At 69.8% G+C, this 22,304-nt stretch carries 17 protein-coding genes and 1 pseudogene; 5 read left to right on the top strand and 13 right to left on the bottom strand.

What is annotated here, in order from left to right; all coding sequences use genetic code 11:
* Positions 1–419 precede the first annotated feature (419 nt).
* Entirely contained in the window at positions 420–926 is a 507-nt protein-coding gene (locus AADR41_RS25900; protein WP_342283804.1) for a MarR family winged helix-turn-helix transcriptional regulator, read from the bottom strand.
* Positions 927–1,002: 76 nt separating this feature from the next.
* Here AADR41_RS25900 and AADR41_RS25905 point away from each other — a divergent pair, with 76 nt between their 5' ends.
* From AADR41_RS25905 to AADR41_RS25915, 3 genes and pseudogenes are all read left to right on the top strand, one after another.
* Complete coding sequence (locus tag AADR41_RS25905; RefSeq protein WP_342283805.1) at positions 1,003–3,114, top strand: MMPL family transporter; 2,112 nt, start codon at positions 1,003–1,005, stop codon at positions 3,112–3,114.
* A 270-nt stretch (positions 3,115–3,384) separates the two neighbouring features.
* Positions 3,385–3,639, top strand: a complete 255-nt coding sequence (locus tag AADR41_RS25910) for a DUF6332 family protein (protein ID WP_342283806.1) — start codon at positions 3,385–3,387, stop codon at positions 3,637–3,639.
* A 53-nt stretch (positions 3,640–3,692) separates the two neighbouring features.
* A pseudogene (locus tag AADR41_RS25915) lies at positions 3,693–3,785 on the top strand (DNA-binding response regulator); the annotation flags it as partial.
* A 68-nt stretch (positions 3,786–3,853) separates the two neighbouring features.
* Here AADR41_RS25915 and AADR41_RS25920 read toward each other — a convergent pair.
* The 3 genes from AADR41_RS25920 to AADR41_RS25930 form a co-directional block, all read right to left on the bottom strand.
* On the bottom strand, positions 3,854–4,018 hold the full coding sequence (locus tag AADR41_RS25920) for a hypothetical protein (RefSeq protein WP_342283807.1): 165 nt from the start codon (positions 4,016–4,018) through the stop codon (positions 3,854–3,856).
* Between the two features lie 148 nt (positions 4,019–4,166).
* Positions 4,167–5,702: a bifunctional phosphatase PAP2/diacylglycerol kinase family protein gene (locus AADR41_RS25925; RefSeq protein WP_342283808.1), complete on the bottom strand. Its 1,536-nt coding sequence runs from the start codon at positions 5,700–5,702 to the stop codon at positions 4,167–4,169.
* 369 nt (positions 5,703–6,071) lie between these two features.
* On the bottom strand, positions 6,072–7,358 hold the full coding sequence (locus tag AADR41_RS25930) for an MFS transporter (RefSeq protein ID WP_446751108.1): 1,287 nt from the start codon (positions 7,356–7,358) through the stop codon (positions 6,072–6,074).
* Between the two features lie 112 nt (positions 7,359–7,470).
* Here AADR41_RS25930 and AADR41_RS25935 point away from each other — a divergent pair, with 112 nt between their 5' ends.
* Positions 7,471–8,049 carry a TetR/AcrR family transcriptional regulator gene (locus AADR41_RS25935; RefSeq protein WP_342283809.1) on the top strand — a complete coding sequence of 193 codons (579 nt, stop codon included), beginning with the start codon at positions 7,471–7,473 and terminating at the stop codon, positions 8,047–8,049.
* Positions 8,050–8,409: 360 nt separating this feature from the next.
* Here the strand turns inward: AADR41_RS25935 and AADR41_RS25940 are convergent, their stop codons facing one another.
* The gene (locus tag AADR41_RS25940) at positions 8,410–9,021 is read right to left on the bottom strand and encodes a hypothetical protein (RefSeq protein ID WP_342283810.1); all 612 of its coding nucleotides are present in this window, start codon (positions 9,019–9,021) and stop codon (positions 8,410–8,412) included.
* A gap of 72 nt (positions 9,022–9,093) precedes the next feature.
* Between AADR41_RS25940 and AADR41_RS25945 the strand changes: the two genes are divergently transcribed.
* Complete coding sequence (locus AADR41_RS25945; RefSeq protein ID WP_342283811.1) at positions 9,094–9,555, top strand: hypothetical protein; 462 nt, start codon at positions 9,094–9,096, stop codon at positions 9,553–9,555.
* Between the two features lie 192 nt (positions 9,556–9,747).
* Here AADR41_RS25945 and AADR41_RS25950 read toward each other — a convergent pair whose 3' ends face one another.
* The 8 genes from AADR41_RS25950 to AADR41_RS25985 all read right to left on the bottom strand — a co-directional run bounded on the left by AADR41_RS25950 (position 9,748) and on the right by AADR41_RS25985 (position 21,983).
* Positions 9,748–10,998 (bottom strand): MFS transporter, encoded by a 1,251-nt coding sequence (locus AADR41_RS25950; RefSeq protein WP_342283812.1) that lies wholly within the window; start codon positions 10,996–10,998, stop codon positions 9,748–9,750.
* Complete coding sequence (locus AADR41_RS25955) at positions 10,995–12,131, bottom strand: PLP-dependent cysteine synthase family protein (protein ID WP_446751109.1); 1,137 nt, start codon at positions 12,129–12,131, stop codon at positions 10,995–10,997. Before AADR41_RS25955 ends, AADR41_RS25950 begins: the two co-directional genes overlap by 4 nt.
* A 1,155-nt stretch (positions 12,132–13,286) precedes the next feature.
* Positions 13,287–14,567 carry a 2-oxo acid dehydrogenase subunit E2 gene (locus AADR41_RS25960; RefSeq protein ID WP_342283814.1) on the bottom strand — a complete coding sequence of 427 codons (1,281 nt, stop codon included), beginning with the start codon at positions 14,565–14,567 and terminating at the stop codon, positions 13,287–13,289.
* A gap of 6 nt (positions 14,568–14,573) precedes the next feature.
* Positions 14,574–17,228 (bottom strand): pyruvate dehydrogenase (acetyl-transferring), homodimeric type, encoded by a 2,655-nt coding sequence (aceE, locus tag AADR41_RS25965; protein ID WP_342283815.1) that lies wholly within the window; start codon positions 17,226–17,228, stop codon positions 14,574–14,576.
* A 222-nt stretch (positions 17,229–17,450) separates the two neighbouring features.
* Positions 17,451–18,215 (bottom strand): DsbA family oxidoreductase, encoded by a 765-nt coding sequence (locus AADR41_RS25970; RefSeq protein WP_342283816.1) that lies wholly within the window; start codon positions 18,213–18,215, stop codon positions 17,451–17,453.
* Positions 18,215–18,811 carry a GntR family transcriptional regulator gene (locus AADR41_RS25975; protein ID WP_446751110.1) on the bottom strand — a complete coding sequence of 199 codons (597 nt, stop codon included), beginning with the start codon at positions 18,809–18,811 and terminating at the stop codon, positions 18,215–18,217. Before AADR41_RS25975 ends, AADR41_RS25970 begins: the two co-directional genes overlap by 1 nt.
* Positions 18,812–19,107: 296 nt before the next feature.
* Positions 19,108–21,126: a 1-deoxy-D-xylulose-5-phosphate synthase gene (gene dxs, locus AADR41_RS25980; protein WP_342283817.1), complete on the bottom strand. Its 2,019-nt coding sequence runs from the start codon at positions 21,124–21,126 to the stop codon at positions 19,108–19,110.
* A 260-nt stretch (positions 21,127–21,386) separates the two neighbouring features.
* Positions 21,387–21,983: a GntR family transcriptional regulator gene (locus tag AADR41_RS25985; RefSeq protein WP_342283818.1), complete on the bottom strand. Its 597-nt coding sequence runs from the start codon at positions 21,981–21,983 to the stop codon at positions 21,387–21,389.
* Between the last annotated feature and the right edge of the window lie 321 nt (positions 21,984–22,304).

A 22,304-nucleotide genomic window follows, 5' to 3' on the forward strand; every position in this document is an offset into this window, starting at 1 on the left:
GTGCGGAATGCCGCAGCGCGGCCCGCCGGGGTGGTGGTCCGTCCGGACGGTCCGGGGCCGGACGGCCTTCTTGAGTGCCGCAGGGCGGTGGCTCCCAGGAAGGCGAGGCAGGCGGCACTCAGGAAGCGGAGCGTGTCGTACGCCGGGGGAGATGCGGTGAGTACGGCTGTCGGACCGACGGCTGTCGCGATGCCCCAGCCCGTGCAGCCGGTCAGGGGCCCCGGAGCGGCGGCCCGGCCCTCTATGGCGAAGCCCCACTGCGACACCGCAACCCCGCCCCGTGTGCGGCGGTGAGCGCGCTCGGCTGGAACCCGGCTGCCGCGTTGGGGGCTCGCGGGTGACCCGGTGGGCTTCCGGGCACTTGTCCTGGCGTCAGCCCACGCCGTACCTGCCTTCGGCGTCCCCGGCCCGATGGGTGATCACGGCTGAGGGGAACTGCTGCTCAGCATGGTCAGTTCACGGTTCAGCTCGGTGAGGAAGCGTACGACCACCATCAGTTCGTCGGGGCGGAAGCACGTACGGGCGGCTTCGGTGCCGCGGGCCAAAGGCTGGAAGTAGTCCCGGGCGATGCTCTTTGCCGCCTCCTCGTAGTAAAGATGCACGACGCGGCGGTCGTCCGCGGCACGAACGCGCCGGATGTGCCCTGCCTTCTCCAGCCGGTCGATGCATGCGGTCACCGCGCCGGAGGTGAGATCGAGCTGCCGGCGCAGCCGCCCGGGAGTCATGGGCCCCTCGTCGGGGTCGGCGTCGAGCAGCGCGATGAGTGCTTGCATGTCGGTGAGGTGCAGCCCCTGGGACTGGGCGAACTCGTGGGAGATGCGGTTGAACTGGCTGTTCATGCGCCGAAGGAGAACCGCGAAGGACTGAAGCCCCGTGGGGTCGTTCGCGGGGAGAGGGTGCGGTGTGGGGTTGCGGTTCCCGTGCATGACTCAAGTATAAGGTCTCTCAATCATTGAGATACTTTGTCGTCGACATATCTGACCACGAAGCTTAGGGTTACCCATGAGAACCACACCGCGCTGGGTCCGGTGGCTCGTTCCGCTCGCACTGCTCGTCGTTTGGCTGGGAGTCGGGGGCACGCTCGGACCGTATGCGGGCAAGCTCGGTGAGGTGGCCACCAACGACCAGGCCGCGTTCCTTCCGCAGAGCGCGGAGTCCACCAAGGTGCTCAGGGCCCGCGAGGCGTTCGACCAGTCAGAAACGCTTCCCGCGATCGTCGTGTGGACGGCGAACGGTGACCGGATCACCGACGCACAGCGGTCCGCGGCCACCCGCGCGACAGAGGGGATCGCCAAGGGGCGTGGAGTGGTCGGGACCCCGTCACCGGCCCTTCCCTCCGAGGACGGGCGGGCACTGCAGGCTGTCGTCCAGTTGGATCCCGGACTCGGCGACTCACTGCCCGACGTCCTGAACGAGGTGGGCGAAGCCGCTCGAAGCGTCCCGGGCGTCACGGCGCAGATCGCGGGACCGGCGGCGAGCCAAGCCGATCTTTCGGACGCCTTCTCAGGCATCGACGGTCTGCTGCTCGGCGTGGCACTTGCCGCCGTGCTGCTGATCCTGTTGCTGGTCTACCGGAGCGTCCTGCTGCCGTTCCTGATCATTCTCGGGTCCGTCTTCGCGCTGGGGCTCGCATGCGGGATCGTCTATTTCCTCGCCGACCACGACGTGGTCCGGGTGGACGGTCAGGTACAGGGGATTCTCTCGATTCTCGTCATCGGCGCCGCGACGGACTACGCGCTGCTGCTGGCCGCGCGGTTCCGCGAGGAACTCGCCCTGCGGGAGGATCGGGCATCGGCCGCACTGGCCGCCGTTCGGCGGTCGTTCGGCGCGATCACCGCGAGCGCGGCCACCGTGGCCCTCGCGCTGCTGGCCCTGCTCGCGAGCGACCTCACGAACAACCGGGCGCTCGGACCGGTCGGAGCCATCGGGATCGTGTGCGCGGCCCTCTCCAGCCTGACCTTCCTGCCTGCCGCGCTGGCGCTGCTGGGCAGGACCGCGTACTGGCCCTCCCGGCCGAAGGCGTCGGACTCGTCGGGCAAGGGACAAGGAGTGTGGCGTCGTGTGGCGGCCGTCGTCGACGCCCGGCCGCGCCGCATCTGGGTGATGACCGCGATCGTGCTCGGCGTCTTCGCGGCCTTCTCACCTTCTCTGTCGGCCAAGGGTGTTCCCCTCAACGAGATCTTCGTCAACGAGGCGCCCTCGGTCTCCGCCCAGAAGACGCTCGGGGAGCACTTCCCCGGCGGCTCCGGCAACCCCGCCGTCATCATCGCCGACGCCGGCCACATCACTCAGGTGACGGCGGCGGCGAGAAAGACCAGGGGAGTGGCATCGGCCGGCGCGGTCTCCGCGTCCGGACGCCCGGGGACCGACGAGCCGCTGGTCGTCGACGGGCGGGTACGCATCGACGCCACCCTTGAAGCCGCGGCGGACAGCGATGCCGCCAAGGAAACCGTGGCGCGGCTCCGCGCGGATCTGCACGCGGTGCCCGGTGCCGACGCGCTGGTCGGCGGATACACGGCACAGCAGTACGACACCCAGCAGACGGCCGCCCGGGACCGGACGCTCATCGTGCCCGTCGTACTCGGCATCATCCTGCTCATCCTGGTTCTCCTGCTGCGCTCACTGCTCGTCCCGGTCCTGCTCGTAGCGACGGTCGCGCTGAACTTCCTGGCGACGCTGGGGGTGTCGACCCTCGTCTTCGAACACCTTCTCGGCTTCAGCGGGACGGACGCTTCCGTGCCGCTGTACGGATTCGTGTTCCTGGTGGCACTCGGCGTGGACTACAACATCTTCCTGATGTCCCGGGTACGGGAGGAGGCTCTGGCGCACGGCAACCGGCAAGGAGTGCTGCGCGGTCTGACCACGACAGGGGGAGTGATCACCTCGGCCGGTGTGGTGCTCGCCGCCACCTTCGCGGCGCTGATGGTGATCCCCTTGGCCTTCCTCGTGCAGATCGCCTTCATCGTGGCCTTCGGTGTCCTGCTCGACACCCTCGTGGTCCGGTCGCTCCTCGTTCCGGCGCTGGTGCTCGACGTCGGTGCCCGGGCCTGGTGGCCCAGCGCCTTGGCTCTCAAGGACACGGCTCCTGCCGAGGAGGTGAAGTCGTCGGCGTGACGGCCGCCGGTACGCGCCGACGCCGTCGGACCTGCCGCGGTTCCGTGGGCCCGGACAGGTCCCGGCGGTTGCGGGGCGCCGACCGCCGGGAAGTGCGCGCGGCCCCGACAAATCGCGGAAGCTGTTGATCGACGGGGCGGGGGTGCGGGCGGGGCCGGGGAGACGGAGATCACGACGGGCGCGCAGTAGGTACGCAACGGCTCAGTGGGTAACTGCGTCGGACTGTCCGGCCCGGACGCCATGGCTTGACCGTGATGTGAGACTTGCAGCATGGACATGGGGCGTGAGTCGCGGTGGGAAAAGGACGCAATGACGGTGGAGATCGTTTTTGCCCTGGTGACCGCCATCGCGCTGGCTGTTGCGGTCTTCGCTGTCACTCTGATTCCCGCACTGGCCTTCGGCATGTCTGGTTCAGCGAAGAAGGGCGTGTTGGTGGGGGGTGCACTGCTCGCGGCGACGGCCGGAATGTGGCGGCTGGTACGGGCACTGCGTCGGTTCGACGAGCAGCGCCGAATGGGCCGCTGATTCCGTGGCGTTCGTGTCGTCGCCGCCGGACCTCGGCCGAGGACTTGAAAAAAAAGACCTTCGTGTCCCGCACACTCGCAAAGCTGGGCCTCCGCGACCGCGTCCAGGCAGTCGTCTACGCGTATCGCCAGGGCCTGGTTGCCTGACGGGACTCCGTGGCTTCAAGGCTCCGTGGCCACGTGCGCGGACGTTACGCGAACACCATGCACGGTGCTCAGAAGTTCCAGGTGTTGGTGATGTGGAGTGCGTGGACGACGTCGCGGGTCCCGGTGCCGACGGTGCGACGGCCGAGGCCGGACGGCCCCAGCCGCGCGCAGGTGCGTACGAATCGTGTGGTGACTGATGCCCGGGCCCGGGCAGTGCGCTGGGCTGAGGCCACGCGGTCCGTTGCTGCGTCATCTGGTGGTCGCCGCTCAGGACGGCGGCCCGGCTCCCCGCGCCGCCGTCCTCAATACTGGGCCGTCTGACGGCCTCTGCGGGGAACCCCGCGACGAGGATTTCTGGTCCGCCACCCCGGTCTCTCACTGTCACCGGGGCATGGGGCAGTAGACCGTGAGCGCCTCTGTCAGCTTGTCGATCGTCAATTCCGTTCCTGAGCAGGAGACTTCACCGTCGTACGCATACGGGGTCCCAGGTGCCAGGCCGGCGATCCGTACGCGGTGCCGGCGTACCGCGGCATGGACGGGGGAGCGGGTCAGCGGGCCGGCCACCGCTGCTGCCAGCAGCCGCAGCCCTGGAGTCCGGCCGCCGTGGACCGCCCTTACGTCCAGCAGGCCGTCCGCCAGGTTGTGCCGCCGTCCGGGAGCGGGCCCCACCCGCTGGAAGAGCCCGTTGCCCACGAACAGGAGCCACAACGGCCGGCGCTTTCCCTGTAGTTCGGCCACCAGCGGGCGTCGGCCACGCAGTACCTCGAACGCAGCGAGGACCCCGGCGGGCCAGCCGCCGATGCGGGGCGCCCAGCGCTCCCGGGTCCGCACGAGCTCCGGATAGACCCCCAGGCTGAACGCATTGATGAAGTAGCCGTCCGCCCCGCCCGGCCCGTCGGGACCGGGCCGGAACCGGCCCAGATCCACCCGGACCGCGCTCCCCGAGGTGAGCGCGGCCGCCGTGTCCTGTACCGTCTCGATGCCCAGATCGTACGCGAAGTGATTGAGCGTTCCGCCAGGAAAGACGGCGAGCGGCATCCCGTGCGTCGCCGCGACGGACGCCGCCAGATTTACCGTGCCGTCACCCCCGCAGATGCCCAGCACCCGGCCCTGGTCCGCCGCCCCGGCCAGCGCCTCGGACAGCTCGTCGGGCGCGCACTCCACGACCTCGGCCAGCGGCAGCGCCTCGCGCACCAGCGATGCGGTCGCGGTGGCGGTGCCGGACTCCTGGTTCACCACGACGACCAGGTCCTTGCCGTCCGCCAGCAGCGGGGCGGCCGCCGGCGGACGGCCCGGTGCGGGCAGCTGACCCCGCGTCGGTACCACCCCGCGCAAGGCGAACGCCGCCCCTATTCCGAGTGCCGCACCGGCCAGCACATCGCCCGGATAGTGCACACCCGTGTAGACGCGGGAGGCGGCCACGGCCACCGCGACCGGGGCGACGACCGCGCCCCAGCCCCTCGACTCAAGGGCGACACCCGTGGCGAAGGCGGCCGCGGACGCCGCGTGCCCGGACGGGAACGACGTAGTGAACGGCTGCCGTTTGAGCTGCCGCACCACCGGAACCAGGTCCAGTATCGGCCGCTCCCGGCGCACCGCCCGCTTGCCGACGGTGTTGATCGCGGCCGAGGCTACCGCCAGCGACGCGACCCCGCGCAACGCCGCCCGGCGCGCCCGGGCACTGCTGCCCAGTGCCGCCATACCGGCCGCGGCGCCGAACCAGAGAAGTCCGTGATCGGCGCTGCGGCTCAGTCGGGGCAGCACCTGATCGGCGCCCGGCCAGCGCCGCCCGGCGACGCTGCGGAACAGAGCGAGGTCACGGCTGTGGAGCAGGGCGCGCAACCGGGCGGGGACGGCAAAGGGCACGGAATATGAGGTGGAGAAGGGACGGGAGGTACTGCTGCTCGTAGTGGACATGAGTCAGCGAATACCCCGCCCGGATCCGATGAAGCGGCAGACGCGCCGAGACGCGGGCGGTGCCGTCGTGACCGGGCCCGCCCGATGGAGCCGGTGATGTCCATCGGCTCGCCGTTCAAGTGGAAGGCGGGCCCCTCACACATCCGTGGTTCCGCCCCACCCGCTTGTGCCAAGACCTGCTGTCCTACCCCCCCAGCGCGTGCTGAGGGAGTAGAGCCTCAAGGCGCTCGTCGCCCGCGCCGAACCGCCCTTGGCATCGAGCGGGACAGCCCCCGGAGGGCCGCACTCCACGCATACCGCTGAACAAGGAGGTCGTGGAGACGTCGATGCCCGCGTACGGGCGGCGGAGCCGTTCCTCGGCGTCGCCCCCTATTGACGTGCAGGTGGTTCGGTGCTATCTACCGGGATCTGGTGGGTGGTTGAGCTCTTGGCGTCTGGTGTGAAGGTGTGCGTGTCGCGGGCGGTGTCGTTGCGAGCGGTGGAGGAGGGACGGGCACCGACGGCGGGTGCGATGCCGATGGCGGCGACGACGAATACCAGGACCACCGTCATGGCAGAGCGCAGTCCGTAGTGGTCGCCGAGGAAGCCGAGGGCGGGTGGCCCCACCAAGAACGCGACGTAGCCAATGGTGGCCACCAGGCTCACGCGTGCGGTCCGGTCGGGACCCGAGTCGCCCGCCGCGGAGAGGGCGACCGGGAATCCCAGTGCCGCCCCGAGTCCCCAGAGCGTGACGGCTGCTGCGGCCACGGCGGTGCTGTCGGAGAAGATGACCAGCATGAGCCCGATGGCACCGGAGACGGCACTGGCGCGCACGACGGCCGCTCTTCCGAAGCGGTTGAGGAAGAACGTGCCGCTGAAGCGCCCCAGGGTCATCGCGGCGGCGAATCCGACGAAGACGAGTGAGCCGAGAGCGGCGTCCAGACCGTGGCCGTCCACCATGAGCAGGGGCAGCCAGTCATTGGCAGCGCCCTCTGCCAGGGCCATCGCCAGGACCACGCCGCCGATCAGCAGCAGCCTGTGATCCTTCCACACGGAGGGACCGGTGTGCTGTGTTGTGCCCGAGGCACGGGGAGCGTCACTGGTTCCCACACCGGCGGGAACGGCGCGCAGGGCGTAGCCAAGGATCCCCGCGGAGACCGCGGCGACCGCGGCCAGGTGCCAGGTCACAGGGAAGCCGGTGGCGGTGGCGGCCATGCCGGCCAGTCCGCCGACAACGGTGCCGAGGCTGAAACAGCCGTGCAATGTGGGCAGAACGGTCGTGTCGGTGAGGCGTTCGACGTCGGCGCCGTCCACGTTGACGGCCACCTCTCCGCCCCCCATGCCCGCCCCGAACAGGCACAGGCCGACGGCGACCATCGGTGCAGAGGGCACGGAGCTGCCGGCTCCGATGACGGCCATGCTCGCGATGATCAGACCAGTGCCGAGTGCGATCACGGGACGGGTGCCGAACCGTGACACGAGGCGGCCGGAACACAGGATGCCGGCCATGGATCCAACGGACAGGCCGAACAGGATCATTCCCATCTCGCCGGTGGACACGCCCAGCTGGTCGCGGACGTCCGGGGTGCGGGTGACCCAGGAGGACATGGCGATGCCGGGAAGGAAGAAAAAGAGGAACAGGGCCTGGCGACGTCGGCGCACGGCGCGGTCTATCAAGAGGTGACTCCACTGGGTCCGGAAGAATGCTCGGGCAGGCAGCAAGGCCAGGCACCTGAGTATGCACAAATGTACACACTTGATGGTCGGGAAAAGAAGGCGGACGAGACCGATGACAGGCAGCACACGCGGCCCCAACGATCCCCACCGGCGCGAGCGCATCCTCGATGCTGCCCTCGACGTGGTGGCTGAGCACGGCGCCATCAAAGTGACCTACCGCAAGATCGCGGAAGCGGCAGGCGTGCCGCTCGGCTCGCTCACCTACTACTTCGACGACATGCAGCACCTGCTCACTGCGGCGTTCACCCGGCTCGCCGAGTCCGTCTCCACACGCTACGGAGCCCTGCTTGAGGCGGCGCGCACCCCCGAGGAGGCCGAAGCCGCGGTTGTCGAGATCATCTGCGGCAAGGTGTGGGGCACGGACCGCAACCTGCTGCTCAGCTACGAGCTGTACGCGTTCGCCACCCGCCATCCGGAACTGCGTGAGGTGGTGCGCTCCTGGATGCAGGCCAGCCGGAAATCCCTGGCCCGGCACTTCGACCCCTTGACGGCGCGAGCGCTCGACGTACTTGTGGAGGGCTTCTCCATCCACAACTCCTTCGACACCCGGCCCACGAACCGCGCGGACGTGTCGTCCGTAGTCCGCGCCGTCGCGGCCCGCAGCGCCTGTGCGGACAGCGCGAGCCGGTGACCCGACCCTTCCGGCGGTCGGTGGGGGTGTGCGGGGAGCCTGTGACGCGGCCGGCAGCGATTGCGTACTCGTGCGGACGGCGCACAACACGTGTGACGGCGGTCGGCCGACCACGGTGTCCCCATCGGTCGCCCACTGGAGCTCATCACGGTCGGCGCGAAGCACAGGCGCAGCCCCTGCGCGGTGATCAGCCGCTTGAAGCGCGGATGCGCGGTCCGCTCGACCGAGACCACAATCCCGCCCCCGGCCCGGACGACAACAACATCACGACCAACGACACCGCGCCGACCGGTTGACGGACCGGGGCGCTCAGGATTTCAAGATCGACCAACTGCCAGAAAGTCGCTTCCCCTCGGATCCTCACTCCTGGCCGGAGAGAGGCGTCCGTAGCTCCACGCGGAGTCGGATCGACGTATCGATGGGCAATCCCATGGCGGAGTAGCGGAGCTCCTTCGAGAAGTTCGCGATGAGATCGAGATCCCGAAGCTGACGTTGCAGCTCAGAGGCCAGTGCCTCGTCCGCGTCGACCGGGATCTCATCCTCTTCCGTCTCGGCCAGGTACTCAAGACGCTGTTCAACGGCCTCCACCGCTCGGCCGCTGGTCCAGGAAACGAAATCATGGCAGCCGAACAGGTAGGCGTGCGCGGCATACAACGTCGCAGCCGCAGCGGACTCGTCTGCATCATCCGGGCCGTCCTGACCGTCGTTGTGGCAGTACTCGCTGAGCATGTACTCGGCGACACCACGGTTGACCGCCCGGAAGGCCGTCGAGTCACCGAGAACGCCCGCCCACACGGAATTCAGCAGGGGGCGCAGGCTCAGGGTGAATTGCGCCTGCTCGTCCTCGGGCAATGCCTCGTGCCGGCTCATGAGCCGTTCCGCGACACCGGCGGCGAAGACGCGACGCTCACCGGACGACACCGACTTCAGCCGCTCCTCCACCCGTGCCGACAGGTCCTGCCACGTATCCATGCGAGCCACCTCGGAGTCGTGATGCCGGCGTGCTCACGCCGGTCACGGCCATCATCGCAATCACCAGTGACAATGCCGCTCGCAGGCCCGCAGCCGACCTGCAGCCATCCGCATACGGCTGCCTACCCGCCGGCAGGAGCCGGGAAGCGCAAGGGGCCGCGTGCTCCCGGGGGCATCCTGCCGCCCGCCCTGCTCCGGTGGTTCAGCGGGCTCAACTGCTACGTGATCCTGGACGGCCACCCCCGCCTCGTCGCCGCCATCGCGGAGAACCGGGAGCCAACGGTACTGGTCCTCTCCCGCGCACCGTCCGGGGACCGGACCAAGACCGGGACGGACAAGGCCTTGTCGACCTTTCACCTCACCATGTCCATCCCGGACGGCCCACATCCGGTGACGGACCGCCAAGGCTCGGCCCGGGCAGCGAGCCACCTGCTCGCCACTCGGCTGCACAAGCTCAAGGTCGACCACGCCCCCACCCGCGCATGGCCGATGCCGGCCGCTCACCGGCCCGGCCTCGGTCCGCCTCTGACGTGAACTCCGACGCATCCGGACGCAGCTACCGCCCCTGCGCACGCCGGCCCCGGCCCGTCGGTCGGCACCACGCCCGGCACCGTACGGAAGCGGGCCGGCCCCGGACCGCCGTACGGCGACTGCAGCCACCCGCGTCCGCACCCGCGCCGGCACCGGTGCCCGCGACAATGCGGGCGGCGTGCTGTCGACCGGAGGCTAAGCCGGTAGGGGTGGTGAGGCGGGGGCAGTGAGTCGTCCGGCACGGGCCAGGACTGCGACCGACGCCGCGCACGCCAGCCCGGTGAGGGTCAGGGCCGTCCAAGGCAGCCAGAGCGCGTCGTGCCGTCGGGCGAAGTCCCACAGGGCGCCGGTGACCAGGTTGCCAACGGTGATGCCCAGGCCGGAGACGGTGTTGTAGAGGCCGTAGTGGGTGGCGACGAGGCGGTTGCCGGACAGGGTGACCACCGTGTCCATCTCGAACGGGTAGACAACCGCGGCACCGGCTGCCAGCAGCACGACCGCCACCACCAGGCCGGCGAGCACCGCGCCGGCGGAGCTGCGCGGGGCGAGGGCGAGCGGCAGGAAGGCCAGGCCCATCGCGGCCAGCCCACGTACCAGCGCCTGTTGAGGGCTCCACCGCTGCTTGGCCCAGCCGGTCAGGCGCAGCTGACCGGAGACGGCGACGGCAGCGGACACGACGAACAGGACGCTGGTGGCCGTTGTGCCCTCGGCCCCGAGTGCGTCCGTCGCGGCGAGCGGCACGGCGAGGTAGACCTGGAAGGTCAGCACGTAGGAGCCGATCATCGCGGCGGAGAAGAGGACGAAGGGCCGGTTGGCCACCACCGTGCGCCACTGCGCCCGGACGCTTTCCCGGCTGTCGTCGGTCGTGTCGGCGTGCCGTGCGGGCAGGGCCCGCCACTGCAGCAAGGTGAGCCCGGCGAACAGCGCGGCCGAGATGGTGCACACCAGGCGGAAGTCCACCGTCAACAGGGTGAGCCCGAGCAGCGGGCCGAGCAGCATGCCGGCCTGGTAGAAGACGTTGAACGCGGCGAAGGCGTCCACGCGGCGCTCGTCGGCCTCGACGGCGAGGTAGGCACGGACGGCCGGGTTGAACAGGGCCCCGGCGAATCCGGTGGCGGCCGAGGCGGCGATCAGGGCGGGCAGGTTGTCGACCCAGCCGAGGAGGCCGAAGCCGACGGTGCGCAGCAGGCACCCGGCCATGATCGGGATTTTGTAGCCGAGGCGGTCCGCGATCGTGCCGCCGATGAGGAACATGCCCTGCTGGGAGAAGTTGCGCACACCCAGGACCAGGCCGACGGCCCAGGCGGCCAGCCCCAGCCCGTCCGCGAGATGGGCGGCGAGGTAGGGCATGAGCATGTAGAAGGCGAGGTTGATGGCGAACTGGTTGGCCATCAGTAGCCGTACGACGGGCGGGAAGGAGCGGGTCTGCTGCCACAGATTCTTCATCGGGCGGCCTCGGTGAGCTCGTGCGCGCCGGGAGCGAGCGGGTCGGTGATGTGGGTGCAGCGGGTCCATCGGCTCACCGTGCGCTCGCCGCAGTGGGCGATCTTGTCGGGGTGGTCGGCGGGCAGACGGCCGAGCAGTTGGTGCCGACGGCAGTAGGCGTCGTCGAAGACGGTGCCGACGTAGCGTTGCGGACCGTCGGGGAAGACGGCGACGATCCGGTCCTCCGGAGGCAGGGTGCGGGCCAGCCAGCGGGCGACGAGTGCAACGGCGCCGACGCTCCAGCCGCCGGTGGCGTAGTGGTCGCGGGCCAGGCGACGGGCCGCCCACACCGCCTCGGGAGCGGCGACCCAGTGCACCTCGTCGAAGAGGTCATAGGCGACGTTGCGGGGGTAGATGCTGGAGCCTAGGCCGCGCATGAGGCGGGGGCCGGCGGGCTGGCCGAAGATCGTCGAGCCGGTGGTGTCCACGCCGACGACCCGCAACCGGGGGAAGACGCCGCGCAGCACGGAGGCGATGCCGGCGGAGTGCCCGCCCGTGCCGACCGAGACGACCAGAGTGTCGACACAGCCCAGCTGCGTGACCAGTTCGCGGGCGAGCGGGGCATAGGCGGCCACGTTGTCGGGGTTGTTGTACTGGTCCGGGCACCAGGAGGCCGGGTGCGCGGCAAGCAGGGCCTCGACGCGCTGCCGACGGGCCGCCTGCCAGCCGCCTTGCGCGTGCGGGCCGGTGACGAGGTCGACCTCTGCCCCGTACGCCGTGAGCAGCCCGGTCATCAGCGGTTCCATGCCGGGGTCGGAGACGACGGTGACCGGGTGGCCGTAGGACACCCCGGCCAGGGTGAGACCGAGCCCCAGGGTGCCGGAGGTGGACTCGATGATGCGGGCACCGGGCAGCAGCCGGCCGCGTTCGCGGGCGGCGTGCACCATGTGCAGGGCGGTGCGGTCCTTGATGCCTCCGGGGTTGTGGCCTTCGAGCTTGGCCCAGAAGCCGCGGCCGGCGGCGGTGAACGGCTCGCCGATCCACAGCACCGGGGTGTTGCCGACCAGTTCGGCCGGGGTGTGCAGCGGGTGCTTGGCGTCGGCCGGCAACTGGGCTGCGGGCATGGGGACAGGGGTACGGGTGATCCGATTCATGGCGTGCTTCTCCAACGGCCGGCGCCACAGCAGCGGGCGACGGTCGCGTAGGGGGAATGTGGGGGAGCTGATCCGCTGTCGCGCCGAGCGGCGCTGCGGCACGGTCGGTCAGGTCCGCCACACGCCGAGGCGGGCCCGCGTCTGGCCTGCGGATGGCACGCACGACGCAGCCGACGACTCCTGCGGGGCCGGCGATGCCAGGACTGGGGAAGCGCCGAATGCTTCGGCGACCGGAGTGGTGTGGAACGACGGCACAGCCGGCGAGGCATCACGAGGGGACTGAGCCATCGGCTCGTCCAGCCCGCCGCACCGGACACCGCTGTCGGGCGCGGGAGCCGCCTGCCGGGCTGTTGTCTCCTGCCCCGGCTGCGATGTCTGGCCACAGTGCACCGGGGACATCAGCAGCAGCGTGTCGGCCCGCATCGCAGAGGGCGCTGTGGGGCCGTGCGCGCAGTCCAGGGTGTGCACGAGCGCGGCAAGCAACACCAGGAGCACCGCTCCGGCCCGTGCCAAGGAGCGGCTGCTTCCGAGAAGGACTCCAGCCCGCATGAGCACAAAGAGTAAGTTCCTGACTTCATAAAGTTCATGTCAGTGCTGAGGAGCCCCCGACTCTTCCGTATGGCGGCGCATCGGCGAAAAGCCGCGCCGTACCAGGGCGGAACGCGCCGCGGATGAACACTTGGGGGCAGCCTTGCCCGCCTCGTTGATCACCCCATCGGGTGAACACGCGGCAGCGATCGGGATGTGACCGGACCGCACCTTCGACCTGTGGGCGAGTCATCTGCGTGAACAACCGAGCGCGTTCACCCGCAACAAGGGTGTTGGCCATGGCGCACTCGTGCTCACGACGAAGTCCGGCGTGATGGCTCGGCATTCACCGTGCCAGGCAGCAGATCAGCTTTTCTCAGCGATGGCGCGGGACTCCTCGGCGACGGCGACGGCAAACGCATCCCCGGCGATGCCGGGTCGCGCTGTGGAATGCCGGGGCAGTGGCAAAAGGGGGCTCACGCGACGATCTGCCGCTCGGCCGGCACAACGGTGGCCCGGGCATCGACGATCAGGCGCAGCCGCTCATGGCCGGCCGGAGCGTCGATCCGCCCGTCGCTCAGGCCTCAGATGCCCATGTCCTGGGCATCTGAGGCGCTTCTGTGGTGCTTACAGGCCCAGCTCGGCGGTGAACTCGCCCGCTTCGAGGATCTGCTTGACCGTCGTCAGGTAGCGGGCCGCGTCGGCGCCGTCCACCAGGCGGTGGTCGTAGGAGAGCGTCACGTAGGTCATGTCGCGCACGGCGATCGTGTCACCGAGCTCCGGGCCGGAGACGACGACCGGGCGCTTGACCGTGGCGCCGATGCCCAGGATGGCGGCCTGGTTCGGCGGGACGATGACCGTGTCGAACAGCGCGCCGCGCGACCCGGTGTTGGAGATCGTGAAGGTGGCGCCGGCCAGGTCGTCCGGGGCGATCCTGTTCGTACGCACCTTGTCGGCCAGCTCGGCGGTCCGCTTGGCGATGCCCGCGATGGTGAGGTCACCCGCGCCCTTGATGACGGGGGTCATCAGGCCCTTCTCCGAGTCCACGGCGATGCCGACGTTCTCGGAGGCGAAGTAGGTGATCGTGCCCTCGTCGTGGTTCAGGCGAGCGTTGATGACCGGGTGGGCCTTCAGTGACTGGACGGCGGCCCTGACGAAGAACGGCATCGGGGAGAGCCTGACGCCCTCGCGGGCGGCGAAGCCGTCCCTGGCCCTGGCCCTGAGCTTCATCAGCTTTGTGATGTCGACCTCGATGACCGAGGACAGCTGGGCCTGCTCGTGCAGGGCCTTGTGCATGTTGTCCGCGATGGCCTTGCGGATGCGTGGCTGCTCGACCGTCCGGCCACGCAGCGGGGAGGCCTCCAGGGCGAGGGCCTCCGGCGCGGCGGCGGCCGGGGCGTCAGCGGTGGGCGCGGCCGTCCTCGCGGCCTCGGCGGTGGTGATGACGTCCTGCTTGCGGATGCGGCCACCGACGCCGGTGCCCTTGACGGTGGACAGGTCCACGCCGTTCTCCGACGCGAGCCTGCGTACCAGCGGGGTCACGTAGGCGCCGTCGCCCGCGGGGGATACGGCGACCGGCGCGGCCGGGGCCGGGGTGACCGGCGCGAGGGCCGGGGCAGGAGTCGGGTCGGCGGGCGCGGCCGGGGTGGCCGGCGCGGCCGGAGCGGCACCGGCGGCACCGATGACGGCGATCTCGGCGCCGATCTCGGCGGTCTCGTCCTCGGCGACAGCGATCTTGAGGAGAACGCCGGCGACGGGCGAGGGGATCTCGGTGTCGACCTTGTCGGTGGAGACTTCGAGCAGCGGCTCGCCCTCGGTGATCTCGTCGCCGACGGCCTTCAGCCAGCGCGTGACGGTGCCTTCGGTGACCGACTCGCCCAGCGCGGGCAGGGATACAGAGACTGACATGATGGTTCACTCCTTCCCGGTCAGGCCGTAGCGCCGGGCAGCGGCGTCGGGAACGTCCGGCTTCACATCGCCGCGGGCGGCGAGCGTGCGCAGGGTGCGTACGACGATGGACTCGGCGTCGACACCGAAGTGGCGGCGGGCGTTGTCCCTGTTGTCGGAGAGGCCGAAGCCGTCGGTGCCCATGGAGGTCCACTGCTGCGGCACCCAGGGAGCGATCTGGTCCGGGACCGCGCGCATCCAGTCGGACACGGCGACGACGGGCCCCGGAGCGCCGGCGAGCGTTTCGGTGACGTACGGAGTGCGGCCCTGGGCCTCGGCTTCCATGGCGTCGCGGCGCAGCAGTGTCCAGGAGGGGGCCGACCACACGTCGGCGGCGACGTTCCAGTCGGTGGCGAGCAGTTCCTGGGCTTTCAGGATCCAGTGGACGGCGGTGCCGGAGGCGAGCAGTTGTACGTGCGGAACGTCTGCGGCGGCCGCGGCGGCGGGCCGGTAGCGGTACAGGCCGCGCAGGATGCCCGCCTCGATGCCCTCGGCCTGCGGCATCGGCGGCTGGATCTTGGTCTCGTTGTAGACGGTGAGGTAGTAGAAGACGTCCTCGGGACTCTCGCCGTGCATGCGCCGCAGTCCCTCGCGGACGATCACGCCGACCTCGTAGGCGAAGGCCGGGTCGTACGGCAGACATGCGGGGTTGGTGGAGGCGATGAGGTGCGAGTGGCCGTCGGCGTGCTGGAGGCCCTCGCCGGTCATGGTGGTGCGTCCTGCGGTGGCGCCGACGACGAAGCCGCGGCCCAGCTGGTCGGCGAGCGCCCAGAACTGGTCGGCCGTGCGCTGCCAGCCGAACATCGAGTAGAAGATGTAGAAGGGGATCATCGGCTCGCCGTGCGTCGCGTACGACGTCGCGGCGGCGGTGAAGGAGGCGAGTGAACCGGCTTCCGTGATGCCCTCGTTGAGGATCTGACCGCTGGTGGACTCCTTGTAGTAAAGGAGCTGGTCTCGGTCGACGGGCTCGTACGTCTGGCCCTTGGGGGAGTAGATCCCGGCGGACGGGAACAGCGACTCCATGCCGAAGGTGCGGGCTTCGTCGGGGACTACGGGCACCCAGCGGGCGCCGGTCTCCTTCTCCCGCATCAGGTCTTTGACCAGGCGGACGAAGGCCATGGTGGTGGCGATCGCCTGATTGCCCGACCCCTTCGCGAGCGCGGCGAACGGCTTGTCGGCGGGGGCGGGGAGCGGCCGGGGTACGACCCGGCGGGCCGGCGCGGGGCCGCCGAGTGCGCGGCGGCGCTCCTGAAGGTAGGCGACCTCCTCGGAGTCGGCCCCCGGGTGCGCGTAAGGCACCAGCCCCTCACCCAACCGGGAGTCGGGGATGGGAAGGCCGAGGAGGTCACGCATGACGCGGAACTCTTTGCCGGACAGCTTCTTCATCTGGTGGTTGGCGTTGCGCGACTCGAAGCCGGGACCCAGCGTCCAGCCCTTGACCGTCTGGACCATGACAACGGTGGGAGCCCCGCGATGCTTGAGCGCGGCCTGGTAGGCGGCGTGGATCTTGCGCGGTTCGTGTCCGCCGCGCGAGGTGCCGACGATCCGGGCGAGGTCCTCGTCGCTGTAGGGGCGGGCGAGCCCGGCGAGCGCGCCGGTGAACAAACGCTCCCGGATGTACGCTCCGTCGCGGGCGGCGAAGGTCTGCAACTGGCCGTCGGGCAGGGTGTCGAGAGCGTTGAGGAGCAGCCCCTCGGAGTCGGTGGCGAGCAGGCCGTCCCACTCCACGCCCCAGGGCACCTTGACGACGTTCCAGCCGGCCGCGCGGAACTGGGCCTCCAGTTCCTGCATGATCTTGAAGTTGCCGCGCACCGGGCCGTCGAGACGCTGCAGGTTGCAGTTGATGACGAAGGTGAGGTTGTCGAGTTCCTCGCGGGCGGCGAGTGCGAGGGCAGCCGTGGACTCGGGCTCGTCCATCTCGCCGTCGCCGAGGAACGCCCAGACGTGGCTGTGGCTGGTGTCCTTGATCCCGCGGTGATGCAGGTAGCGGTTGAAGCGCGCCTGGTAGATCGCCGAGAGCGGGCCGAGGCCCATGGAAACGGTCGGGAACTCCCACAGCCAGGGCAGCCGCCGCGGGTGCGGGTACGACGGCAGACCGCCGCCACCCGCTTCCATCCGGAAGCGGTCCAACTCGGATTCGTTCAGGCGCCCTTCGAGGAAGGCGCGGGCATAGACGCCGGGGGAGGCGTGGCCCTGGATGTAGAGCTGATCGCCGCTGCCGTCGGCATCCTTGCCCTTGAAGAAGTGCTGGAAGCCGACCTCGTAGAGCCACGCGGCCGACGCGTAGGTGGCCATGTGCCCGCCCAGGCCGCCGCGTTCGTTGCCACGGGTGACCATGACAGCGGCGTTCCACCGGTTCCACGCCGTGATCCGTGCCTCCATCGCTTCGTCGCCGGGATAGGCCGGCTCGGCGGAGGTCGGGATCGTGTTGACGTACGGAGTCACGGACTGCGGCGGCAGAGGCACTCCCACCTGGCGCGCGTGGTCGACGACTCGCTGCAGCAGCCGCCCTGTGCGCTGCGGACCGACGGCGCCGACCGCACCGTCCACGGAAGCGAGCCATTCGGCCACTTCCTGGGGATCGGGTTCGGGCAGCTGGTCCAGCTGGTGGTTCAAGGACATGGGGTAACCCTTCTGTGACGCGGGCCGACCGGAACCGGATATGCCTTTTGGTGGCCGGTTGTGTGGTGGAACCGGCCGACTGCGGTCGTCGAGCCCTTGCACTCGATCTTCCATTTTATGGAAGATCGATTTCTTTCTACGGAAAAAGCTTGTCGTCAGGCTGTGTGCGGTCAATTGCTACTGATTGGTAATGTTCAATGATCGATCAAATCGCCGCGCGCATCACCGTTGCTCGGCCAGTTCATCGGCGGTGCGCAGGATCGTCTCCCATGCGTTCGGATCGTCCCGAGTGATCGTCGGAAAGCCGGTTCCGTAGGCTCCGTGCCAGGTCGCTTCGACGCCGGGATTGGCCCACTCGCGACCGTCGGACGCGAAGACGTGTGGGCTGCAGCGGACTTGGTGGCGACGGGCGCATTCGAAGTCCAGCGTCACGAGGCGACGGGCCCGACCGTCGTCCAGGCCTGCCGCGATCAGCTCTTCGCGCACTTCGGGGGTTTCGCGAGCAAGGGTGATGATCTCCGAGCGGGCACCGATGGGTCTGCTGTGGGCCCAGAACGCCCGGCGAATGGCCAGGTCGAGTGCCTCGGCCGCGGCAGGCCCCTGCTCCTTGGCCAACTGCACCGCCTCCAGGGCGAACAGTGAGGTGGACGGGAACTTCCAGTCGGGTGAGCGCCACATCTGCCATCCGGCGTCCGGTTCGATATGAGCGATCCCTCCGACCTCGGAGTCGGTGCCACGGCGCGGACTTGGCCCGTCGTTGAACAGTTCCAGCGGGAAGGCGCGGTGGTTGATCCGGATCCGCTCGGTCAGGCCGAGCCGTTCCCGTGTGCTGTGCAGGCGATGCAAGGCGACGTGGGCGAAGGAGCACCAGATGTCCGAGAAGATCGTCAGAGTGCCGGGGGGTGTGGTGGTGCGCGGGTCGGCGAGCCGCGCGACATGGTGCGGCGGTACGTCGTCCGCGAGGTTCTGGGTGTCGGCCGTGGGCATCAGGCACTCCTCGATTCATGCGCGTAGTCCATGATGTGCAGTTCCATCAGGCGTCCCAGGTGCGGGCCGCCCCGGCGTACGCCTTCGACAATCTCTTCGTGATCCTCCGCGTTGCCGTGCGGCTCGGTGCGCAGCCAACGGAGAGAGAGGCGGGTCCAGGCCTCCACACCCAGCCAGTTCCAGTGCCGGATCAGTACGGGGTTTCCGCATGCGTGGACGATCGCGCGGTGGAAGGCCACGCCGTGCAGGGCCTGGTCGTCGATGTTTCCTTCGGCGGCGGCCTGACGCATGGCGAGCAGGTGTCGTTCGAGCGTGGAGACGTTGCCGGCCAAGCGGGGGGCCGCCAGCATGACGGCGCGGCGCTCAAGCGGCGCGCGCACAAGGTATACGTCGCGGAGCTGGTCCAGTGTCAACTCCCGTACCCTCACACCTTTGTTGGGCGTGGACGTCACGAGCTCCATGGCTTCCAGTTCGCGCAGTGCCTCGCGTACCGGCGCCTGGCTGACGCTCAGTTCGAGCGCGAGCCGGCGCTCCACGATCCGATCTCCCGGTTCCCAGCGGCCGGCCACCAGGCCTTCGAGAACGAAGGCCCGCACGCGTTCACGCAGGGGGACCCGCCCCGGGGAGGTGCCCGATCTGGTGGCTCCTGGGGGCAGGCAAGCCGCGGGGGCCTTCGGGTTCGTGTGAAGCGGCAAGTCGACTCTCCTCGGCTCGGGACTGTTTGAGCAATGATCGATCATCGGCTGGCGTAGTGATCCGGTCCCGTCGGCCTCGGTCGGTACCCTCTCCCGGGTCGCCCCCGCCGCAGCCCACGGCTCGGTCACCTCTTCCGGGCCTCGAAGCGCACGCCGCCGACAGCCCCGCAGGATCCGGGCCGACCCGGCACCGGTCCTCAACATGGCTCACTCCGCTCCCGAACAGAAACCAACACGCCTGATTCGACAGGGGAACGAGGTTCACTGCTGCAGAGCCGTACGGGGGCCCGGCCAGGGGCAGCCTCGGCGGCGACGTCGAGGCGGGAGACCAGGGCGGCCACCTTTCGGGCGACGTCAGGGGCGGTCAGGCCGATCTCGGCGAGGATCTCGGGCCGTGAGGCGTGGTCCAGGAACTCCTGCGGGATGCCGAAGTCGCGCAGCGGAAGGTCCACGTCCGCGTCGCGCAGCGCCTGGGCGAGCGCCGCGCCGGCGCCGCCGACCCGGCCGTTGTCCTCGATCGTGACGACCACCCGGTGCTCGGCGGCCAGTTCGGGCAGCGCCGGGTCGACCGGCCGGACCCAGCGCGGGTCCACCACGGTCGAGCTGATCCCCTGGGCGGACAACAGGCCGGCCACCTCCAGGCACATCGGGGCGAGCGCGCCGACCGAGACGATCAGCACGTCGGCCAGGCGGCCGTCCCCGGCCTCCCCGAGGCCGTCGGCCGCCGCCGCGCGCAGTACGTCCATGCCGCCGGCCTTGCCGACCGCTCGGACGGCCGGGCCGACCGTGCCCTTGGGGTAGCGGACCACGGTCGGGGCGTCCTTGACCTCGACGGCCTCGCGCAGCTGGGCCCGGACCTGCTCGGCGTCGCGCGGCGCGGCGAGCCGCAGGCCGGGGACGACCTGCAGGATCGACATGTCCCACATGCCGTTGTGCGAGGCGCCGTCGCTGCCGGTGACGCCGGCCCGGTCGAGCACGAAGGTGACGCCCAGCCTGTGCAGGGCGACGTCCATCAGCACCTGGTCGAAGGCACGGTTGAGGAAGGTCGCGTACACCGCGACCACCGGGTGCAGGCCACCGGTGGCCAGGCCGGCGGCGCTGGTGACGGCGTGCTGCTCGGCGATGCCGACGTCGAAGACGCGGTCCGGGAAGGCCTCGGCGAACGGGGCCAGGCCGACCGGGTGGAGCATCGCGGCGGAGATGCCGACGATGTCGTCGCGCTCGCGGCCGAGCGCCACCATCTCCTCGGCGAAGACCGAGGTCCAGCTCCGTCCGCTGCCGCTCTTGATCGGCAGGCCGGTCTCCGATCTGATCACGCCGACCGCGTGGAAGCGGTCCTCGTCGTTGTTCTCGGCCGCGGGGTAGCCGCGGCCCTTCTCGGTCAGGCAGTGCACGATCACCGGGCCGCCGAAGCCGCGCGCCCTGGTGAGCGCGGACTCAAGGGCGCTGAGGTCGTGGCCGTCGATCGGGCCGATGTACTTGAGGCCGAGGTCCTCGAACATGCCCTGCGGGACAATGAAGTCCTTGAGGCCCTTCTTGGCGCCGTGCAGCGTCTCGAACAGCTGCCGGCCGACCACTGGTGTGCGCTGGAGGGCGTCCTTGCCCCAGGACAGGAAACGCTCGTAGCCCTTCGTGGTGCGCAGGGTGGCGAGGTGGTTGGCCAGGCCGCCGATGGTGGGCGAGTAGGAGCGTTCGTTGTCGTTCACGACGATGACGACCGGGCGGTCCTTGGCCTCGGCGATGTTGTTGAGCGCCTCCCAGGCCATGCCACCGGTGAGGGCGCCGTCACCGATCACCGCGACGACCGGGGCGTCCCTGCCCAGCAGCTGGTTGGCCTTGGCCAGGCCGTCGGCGTACGAGAGCACGGTGGAGGCGTGCGAGTTCTCGATCACGTCGTGCTCGGACTCGGCGCGCGACGGGTAGCCGGACAGGCCGCCCTTCATCCGCAGCCGGGAGAAGTCCTGGCGGCCGGTGAGCAGCTTGTGGACGTAGCTCTGGTGGCCGGTGTCGAAGAGGATGCGGTCGCGTGGCGAGTCGAAGACCCGGTGCAGCGCGACGGTGAGTTCCACGACACCGAGGTTGGGCCCGAGGTGGCCGCCCGTCTTGCAGACCTCGGTCACAAGGAAGGACCGGATCTCCTGGGCCAGTGCGGTCAGCTGTCCGGACGTGAGCCGGTCGAGATCGCGCGGTCCTCGAATGCGGGTCAGCAGCGCCACGTGTTGCTCCCCGTTCGGCGCTCCCGGACCACGGGCGGTCCGACGGGCATCGCCGGCCGGTTCGGCGGTCGAGATCAGGTGGCAGGGCTCCGTTACGGACACGGCAGCTCATCTCTTCTCTGTCAGGCCGTCTTGGCAGCGGCGGGTCCTTGTCAGGCCGCAGTGGCAGCGGCTTCAGACCAGTAATGTTCAATGATCGATCAAATGGTTCCAAGGCGACGCGCAGTATCAGGCGCGCCGGGGAACCGGGGTCCTCGGCGTCAGGCAACTCCTGATTCGTGTGCGTAGTCCATGACGTGGAGTTCCATGAGACGTCCCAGGTGCGGGTCGCCGCGGAGCAGGCCTTCGGCGATCTCCTCGTGATCCTCCACATTGTCGTGCAGTTCTGTGCGCAACCACCGCAGGGAGAGGCGGGTCCATGCCTCCACACCCAGCCAGTCCCAGTGCCGGATGAGTACAGGATTTCCGCATGCGTGGACGATGGCGCGGTGGAAGGCCACGCCGTGCAGGGCCTGGCCGTCGACGTCCCCCTCGACCGCCGCGCGGCGCATCGCGAGCAGGTGTTGATCCAGTGCGGCGGCGTTCCCGGCCAGCCGGGGGGCGGCCAGCGTGACCGCGCGGCGCTCCAGGGAGGCGCGCACAAGGTACACATCCCGGAGCTGATCCAAAGTCAGCTCTCTTACTCGGACGCCCTTGTTGGGCGTGGAGGTCACGAGCTCCATGGTCTCCAGCTCGCGCAGTGCCTCGCGCACCGGTGCCTGGCTGATGCCCAGCTCGATCGCGATCCGGCGCTCGACGATGCGGTCTCCGGGCTCCCAGCGGCCGGCCACCAGGCCTTCGAGGACGAATGTACGCACGCGTTCATGCAGGGGAACCCGCTCCAGCGAGAAGCCCGGCCTGGTCACTCCGGAGGGCCGGGGGGTTGTGGGGTTCATGGGGAGTGACAACTCAACTCTCCTCCGCTCATCGTTTGAGCAATGATCGATCATCTATCAAGAGGGTACTCGATGATTCGCGCGTGGGCGAGTGGGATACGAGCGGCCGTCGCATCGCGGTGCGACAGGGGAGAGCGGCAATTCGGTGAGATCGAACGCGCGTGCGGTGCGCTGCGGGGTGTGTCGGGGCGGGCCGGTTGCGGGTGCTCGGCCGGTGAGGACGGGCCGTGGTGGGGGAGGGGC

It is taken from the genome of Streptomyces sp. CLV115 (genome assembly GCF_038448545.1).
In the GTDB taxonomy this organism is placed as follows: domain Bacteria; phylum Actinomycetota; class Actinomycetes; order Streptomycetales; family Streptomycetaceae; genus Streptomyces; species Streptomyces sanglieri.